Annotated in this window: 6 protein-coding genes and 1 pseudogene; all 7 read right to left on the reverse strand. The window is 54.2% G+C overall.

Annotated elements, in window-relative coordinates; translation table 11 throughout:
* Positions 1–72: 72 nt before the first annotated feature.
* A pseudogene (gene rng / locus HY272_14250) lies at positions 73–1,545 on the reverse strand (ribonuclease G).
* A gap of 3 nt (positions 1,546–1,548) precedes the next feature.
* On the reverse strand, positions 1,549–2,148 hold the full coding sequence (gene maf / locus HY272_14255; protein ID MBI3773843.1) for a septum formation inhibitor Maf: 600 nt from the start codon (positions 2,146–2,148) through the stop codon (positions 1,549–1,551).
* A 57-nt stretch (positions 2,149–2,205) separates the two neighbouring features.
* Complete coding sequence (rlmH, locus tag HY272_14260) at positions 2,206–2,676, reverse strand: 23S rRNA (pseudouridine(1915)-N(3))-methyltransferase RlmH (protein MBI3773844.1); 471 nt, start codon at positions 2,674–2,676, stop codon at positions 2,206–2,208.
* A 169-nt stretch (positions 2,677–2,845) separates the two neighbouring features.
* A complete protein-coding gene (gene rsfS, locus HY272_14265; GenBank protein ID MBI3773845.1) occupies positions 2,846–3,193 on the reverse strand; it encodes a ribosome silencing factor in 348 nt (115 codons plus the stop codon).
* 137 nt (positions 3,194–3,330) lie between these two features.
* Complete coding sequence (gene nadD, locus HY272_14270) at positions 3,331–3,960, reverse strand: nicotinate-nucleotide adenylyltransferase (GenBank protein MBI3773846.1); 630 nt, start codon at positions 3,958–3,960, stop codon at positions 3,331–3,333.
* A gap of 54 nt (positions 3,961–4,014) precedes the next feature.
* The gene (locus HY272_14275; GenBank protein ID MBI3773847.1) at positions 4,015–5,274 is read right to left on the reverse strand and encodes a glutamate-5-semialdehyde dehydrogenase; all 1,260 of its coding nucleotides are present in this window, start codon (positions 5,272–5,274) and stop codon (positions 4,015–4,017) included.
* Positions 5,275–5,862: 588 nt separating this feature from the next.
* Complete coding sequence (locus HY272_14280; GenBank protein ID MBI3773848.1) at positions 5,863–6,876, reverse strand: IS110 family transposase; 1,014 nt, start codon at positions 6,874–6,876, stop codon at positions 5,863–5,865.
* Positions 6,877–6,975 lie beyond the last annotated feature (99 nt).

The raw sequence follows: 6,975 nt of genomic DNA on the forward strand, positions 1-6,975 counted from the left end.
TCGCTGTCCAAACTTCCATAGCTACTATTCTTGAAACTCAATAAGACCTGACACGATCATGAATCAAGCGGATCACACCATCACCACGTCGAATTGCTCTTGCGAATACAGCGCCTCGACCTGAAGCTTGATGGGCTTGCCGATAAACTCCTCCAGCTCGGCCAGACTGGTGGATTCCTCATCCAGCAGCAAATCGATCACATCCTGCGCTGCCAATACCAAGTATTGTTGTGCATCGTACTGCCGCGCCTCACGCAGAATCTCGCGAAAAATCTCATAGCATACCGTTTCCGGAGTCTTGAGCGTTCCTCGCCCGGCACAGGCAGGACACGGCTCGCACAACACCCGCTCCAGGCTTTCGCGTGTCCGCTTGCGCGTCATCTCCACCAGCCCCAGCGCCGATACTTCGGTAATATTGCTACGCGCCCGATCGCGCTCCAGATTTTTTTCCAGCGATCGCAACACCTGCCGTTTGTGTTCTTCCTCCACCATATCGATGAAATCGATAATGATGATGCCGCCAAGATTGCGCAGCCGCAGCTGGCGGGCAATGGACTGGGTTGCCTCCAGATTGGTCTTGAATATGGTTTCTTCGAGATTGCGATGCCCGACAAAGGCACCGGTATTGACATCCACCGTGGCCATCGCCTCGGTCTGATCGATAATCAAATAGCCGCCCGACTTAAGATTCACCCTGCGCTCAAGCGCCTTTTGAATCTCGTCCTCAACGCCATACAAATCAAAAATCGGCCGCTCGCCCGGATAATGCTCAACTTTATTGACCATTTCCGGCATGAATTGTTCGGCAAAATGATGCACACGACGCGTCGTGCTCCGCGAATCAATCCGGATTTTCTCGACTTCATCATCGACAAGGTCGCGCAGCGTGCGCAACACCAGCGGTAGATCCTCGTGGATGATATGACTCGCCGCTACGGTAGCGGCGCGTTTCTGCACCGATTCCCACAGCTTATTAAGAAAGACGGTATCCGCACGGATTGCCTCAAACGGCGCCTCTTCAGCGGCCGTCCGGGCGATGAATCCCCCGGCCGTCCCTGCTTGCATCAACGATTCCAATGCCTGACGCAATCGATTTCGCTCGCCTTCATTTTCAATCTTCAGCGATACACCGGTATGAAACACATTCGGGGTAAATACCAGAAACCGTGATGGCATGGTGATATGCGTCGTTAACCGCGCCCCCTTGGTGCCCAGCGGATCCTTGATCACCTGCACCATCAACTCCTGCCCCTCGTGCAAGAGATGGGTGATACTTTCTGTTTTATTATTGACCGGGCCAACGTCATCGCCATTAATGGGCGCAACCACATCGGAGGCATGCAAAAATGCCGCCCGCTCCAGGCCAATATCGACAAAAGCCGCCTGCATTCCGGGCAGCACCCGCTACACCTTGCCTTTATAGATATTGCCTACCAGGCCACGTTTGCGCTCACGCTCAACGATGACCTCTTGCAAGACGCCATTTTCCACCACGGCCACGCGCGTTTCGCGCGGCGTTACATTCATCAGGATTTCTGTGCTCATCGCCTACCAACTTCCAGAAATATCGATTTCGAATTCTTGCATCAACTCCGCCGTTTCAAATAATGGCAGGCCCATCACCCCGGAAAAACTGCCTTCAAGGTGCTGAATAAAAATCGCGGCATATCCCTGAATACCATAGCCACCCGCCTTGTCGGCGGGCTCACCGGTTTGCCAGTAGGCCTGACATTCGGCATCGTCAATCTGTCTGAAGCTAACGCTACTGATACTCAGACGTGTGGCCGCATGCTCAAGATCTTCAGGGTCAACCAACGCCACGGCGGTCAGCACTTGATGGGAACGACCCGCCAGGCGCTGCAACATCGCGATGCCATCGACCTGATCGCGTGGTTTACCAAGAATTTGACCATCAAGCACCACTGAGGTATCCGCCCCCAACACCGGCAGCTTTCTTGTCGTCAGCCGTGAAGCCCCGGCGCGCGCCTTGGCCAAGGCCATCCTGATGACATAGACTTCCGGCGCTTCAGAGGGCAAGGGATTTTCATCAACCTCCGCCGCGATGATCTCGTGGACAACACCAATCTGGGACAGCAGCTCGCGCCGTCTTGGGGATTGAGACGCCAAATAAATCAGAGGGTTGCTCATATCATGCAAGATACTAGTCCGAGCCAGAAAGGGCAATTGCCCGCACTTTAAATTAACTTACTCGCGATGATAAGGATGTCCCTGCAGCAAACTCCAGGCACGATAGAGCTGTTCCGCAAGCAACACTCGCACCAGGGGATGCGGCAGCGTAAGATTCGATAACGACCACTGCTGCACAGCAGTTTCCTTGCATGATGGCGACAAACCATCCGGTCCCCCGACGAGCAACGCAATGTCGTACCCCGCTTGCAGCCAATCACCCAACTGACCGCTAAGCTGCTGCGTTGTCCATGGCTTGCCGCGCTCATCCAAGGCAATCACATGGGTGCCGCGAGGAATAGCCGCCAGCATCCGCTCGCCTTCTTCGGTTATCGCACGTTGAATGTCGGCACCTTTGGTACGGCGCCCGGCAGGAATTTCGATAAGCTGCAAACTACAGCTAGGTGGCAGACGTTTACTATATTCCTGATAACCCCGCTCCACCCAATCGGGCATGCGCTGGCCGACGGCGATCAGGTGAATACGCATTATTCAGAAACCCAATATTGAACCACAGAGGCACAGAGAACACAGAGGGGATTCATAATTATGTTATACAAATTCCAGCACCCATCCAAGATTAATCCACATCCGCTTTACCCAATTGAAATTTTATTTTTCTCTGTGTCTCCGTGCCTCTGTGGTGAAAAATTCAATATTACCCGGCAACCGCGCGATCAACCCCCGGCGCCCACAGTTTTTCCAGTTGGTAAAAATCACGCGCCCGCGGCAACATCACATGCACAACCACATCGACCAGATCCACCAACACCCATTCACCGGCTTGTTCACCCTCAACACCGAACGGTGGCTGACCATTCTTTTTGGCCTGTTCGATAACATTATCTGACAACGCCTTCACATGGCGATCAGAATTACCGCTGGCAATGACCATAAAGTCCGTCACTCCGGTCTTGCCACGCACATCGACCACTTTAATATCGACCGCCTTGACATCTTCCAGCGCGGCAACCACGATGTCTTTTATCTTTTCACTATCACTCATCACTTCCTCCTCTATAGTTTCCCTCCCCTTTGCAGGGGGAGGGTTAGGGTGGGGATAGACTGCTTGGGCATTTCCAAACATTTACCCCATCCCTGCCTTTCCCCCTGAGAGGGGGAAGGGGTTATTACGCCGCACATCTAATAGCGATAGATATTTTCCCGCTCGATATACAACCTGACCGCTTCCGGCAGCAAAAAATGAATATCTCGCCTGGCGCGCACCGCCTCACGAATCGTGGTCGCGGAAATATCCAATTGAGTTACCGCTTGAAAATAAATCAGCCCGGCAGCAGAGCTACGCAATGCTGATGGATCCTCGCTACGACAACGATTCACCAGGTTGACCACTCCCCCATGCTCCGGCAAACGTGAGCCAGGACGGGTGGTCACCACAACATGCGCCAACTCAATTATTCGCTGCCATTGATGCCAGCGATCAAAACCAAGAAAAGCATCCAGACCCAGAATCAAGCACAGCGGCTTCTTGCCTTGTTCTTCGCGCAACGAGGCTAGCGTATCCACCATGTAAGAAGGGCCGGATCGTTGCAATTCACGCTGATCAATAACGCAACCCGGCACGTTTTCCAATGCCAGTTGCAACATCGACAAACGCTGACTTGCGCTTGCTACTGGAACGCCACGATGCGGCGGCACATTGCAGGGAATAAAACGCAGCTCGTCCAGCGCCAAGGCTTGCTTCACTTCCAGTGCTGGCCGTAAATGGCCAAAGTGAACGGGATCGAAAGTGCCGCCGAAAATACCTAACATAATTCCAACATACGCAGTGCGCGGCTTAACACCATGCTCTTGACGCTCGCATCATCACTGCCTGATCTGCCCATTTCCCAGCACCACGAATTTCTGCGAGGTTAGCCCTTCCAAGCCCACGGGACCGCGCACATGAAATTTGTCGGTGCTGATGCCGATTTCGGCACCCAAACCATACTCAAAACCATCGGCAAAGCGCGTTGAGGCATTGACCATCACCGAACTGGAATCGACTTCACGCAGGAAGCGCCGTGCCTTGGTGTAATTCTCGGTAACAATCGCTTCGGTGTGATTGGAACCATACATCGCGATGTGATCCATCGCTTCATCAAGATCTTTCACCACGCGGATCGACAAAATCGGCGCCAGATATTCGGTATGCCAATCTTCTTCGGTCGCGGGCTTGGCATAGGAAATCAAGCGGCACGTGGTCGCGCAACCGCGCAATTCCACACCTTTTTCCCGATACATGCCGCACAACTCGGGCAACACCTGCTCGGCCACACCTTCGGCCACCAGCAGCGTCTCCATCGCATTGCAGACACCGTAACGATGCGTCTTAGCATTGAAGGCGATTTGCAGCGCCTTCTCCAGATCGGCCTCGTCATCGATATAAACATGACAAATGCCGTGCAGATGTTTTATCACCGGCACGCGCGCCTCGGCGCTGATGCGCTCGATCAGCCCCTTGCCGCCGCGCGGAATGATCACATCCACATATTCCGGCATCGCGACCAAACGACCGACCGCCGCGCGATCAGCCGTCTCGATCACCTGCACCGCATCGGCGGGCAGACCGGCCTTTTCCAGCCCCGCGTGAATACAACGGGCGATGGCCTGATTGGAATGCAGCGCCTCCGACCCGCCGCGCAGAATCGCGGCGTTGCCCGACTTCAAACACAGCGCCGCCGCATCAGCGGTCACATTCGGACGCGACTCATAAATAATCCCGACAACCCCCAGCGGCACCCGCATCTTGCCCACCTGAATCCCCGAAGGGCGATAGGCCAGATCCGAAATCTCACCGACCGGATCGGGCAGCGCCATGATCTGGCGAATCCCCTCCGTCATCCCGGCGATCACCTTAGGCGTCAATTCCAGCCGGTCCAGCAGCGCCGCATCCAGCCCGTTCTTGCGCCCAGCCGCCATATCCTTAACGTTGGCCGCCAGTACCCCCGCCTCATCCGCCTCGATGGCCACCGCAATCGCCTCCAACGCCGCATTTTTCAGCTTCGTCTCCGCGCGGCTCATCGCTCGCGCAGCAGCACGGGCCTGGCGGCCGACACGGGTCATATATTCAATTACGTCACTCATGGTTCGGTACCGGGTTGAATCCGTTAGCCCCAATAGAGGGGTGAAAGGGGGTATTTTAGCAATACCTGGGGGTGCTGTCCTGTTGGGGGTGTTTTCGGGCCGGTTGAGCCCGACTTTGGCCTGCGAAAGGGGTTGCTGAAAGTGATGGCTCACCGGTTTGCAGCCGGTGTTGAGCCTTTCGTTTTATTTATCAACTGGGATACCGATTTCGGCCAAAAGTGGAATTATATGTAGGTTGGCGCTGAGCGCTCTTTGCGAAGCCCAACATGGCTGCATGGATTGAAGAAACGTTGGGCTTCGTACCGCAGCCCATATATGGTCTCCTCCCGTTTTGCAAGACACCGTACACACTCTGACAGGGACAGGATTGCTTCCATATATCCGGCCTATTGACGAAGAAGTTACTCCTCTGGCCTCGATGTGGTCTGCGCGTATCGTCCTAATCAACCTACCGGCTTTCAACAGCCTTCGGGCTTAACAGGTTTTCAATACGCTGGTCTTACCTGTGGTGTCATCATGGTTACGCTATCTTCGCAATCGTCGGCAGGTCTACCTCTTTAACTTTTTCCGCTATAACGCTATTGCATCTTATGCTGGGCAATACTCTGTTTTATTACGCAACAGCGCCCACCCCATACGGGCAAGCTTGTTGGCCAATGCGACAGCCGCTTTATTTGTACCGCGTCGCTCACGGATGCGGTTGATCCAGCGGCTGAGACTGTCGTCTTTATTCTTGGCATAAATCACGACGCTACGCGCTCCGTGGATCAACAGGCTTCGCAGGTACTTGTCGCCTCGTTTGCTGATCCCTAGCAATACATCCTTGCCGCCACTTGAGTGCTGTCGTGGTACCAGTCCAAGAGAGGCAGAGACATCTCGGCCTCGTTTGAAAGCGCTGCCATCGCCTATCGCACTGGCAAACACACTCGAAACAATGGGGCCAAATCCAGGCAGCGCTTGTAATCGACGCATTTGCTCGTTCTGGCGACTATGTAACTCAACCTGTCGCGTGTAGTAATCAATGTGCTTTTCCAATTCACCGAGCTGCTCATACCCCTGTGCCAGCAGCGCCCTGAATCTGTCACTCAATCCATTTTCGGCATCTTCCAGTAGCTCTGGGATACCACGTCTCACCGCTGCTACTCCTTTGTTCATGACGATACCGTATTCCGCGACTAATGCCCGCATCTGGTTACAGAGCGCTGTCCGCTCTTTGACGCGTTGCTGCCGTAGTCGGTGCAACGCCTGAATATCCTGCTGCTCCTCTGTCTTGACACCAACAAACCGCATCCCTGGCCTTGTCGCTGCCTCGGCAATGGCACGAGCATCGTTGTAATCGTTCTTGTTGCCCTTCACATAGGGCTTCACAAATTGCGGTGGAATCAATTTCACCGTGTGCCCCAGCTTTTTCAGTTCGCGCCCCCAGTACTGCGCTCCGGCACACGCCTCCATAGCCACCAAACACGGTTCAAGTTGCGCGAAATATTCCAGAACGTGGCTGCGCCGTAACATCTTTTTGCTGACCTCTTGATGCTTCTCGTTAAAACAGACAACATGGAATACACTCTTTGCCAGATCCAACCCAATCGTTGTAAGCTTCATCTCGGTCTCCTCTCTTTTCGTTTGATGGTTGATACCGTCTCCATCGTGGCGCACTTGACGCCGTTTTAGAAGAGGGAGGAGACCATCACATCAACCTAC

The organism is Gammaproteobacteria bacterium, assembly GCA_016200485.1.
In the GTDB taxonomy this organism is placed as follows: domain Bacteria; phylum Pseudomonadota; class Gammaproteobacteria; order Tenderiales; family Tenderiaceae; genus JACQEP01.

Bases quoted from the DNA above. Each gene is read 5' to 3' on its own strand.
- nadD (MBI3773846.1), bottom strand. From the start codon at position 3,960: ATGTTAGGTATTTTCGGCGGCACTTTCGATCCCGTTCACTTTGGCCAT.
- maf (MBI3773843.1), bottom strand. From the start codon at position 2,148: ATGAGCAACCCTCTGATTTATTTGGCGTCTCAATCCCCAAGACGGCGC.
- HY272_14275 (MBI3773847.1), bottom strand. From the start codon at position 5,274: ATGAGTGACGTAATTGAATATATGACCCGTGTCGGCCGCCAGGCCCGT.
- rsfS (MBI3773845.1), bottom strand. From the start codon at position 3,193: ATGAGTGATAGTGAAAAGATAAAAGACATCGTGGTTGCCGCGCTGGAA.
- HY272_14280 (MBI3773848.1), bottom strand. From the start codon at position 6,876: ATGAAGCTTACAACGATTGGGTTGGATCTGGCAAAGAGTGTATTCCAT.
- rlmH (MBI3773844.1), bottom strand. From the start codon at position 2,676: ATGCGTATTCACCTGATCGCCGTCGGCCAGCGCATGCCCGATTGGGTG.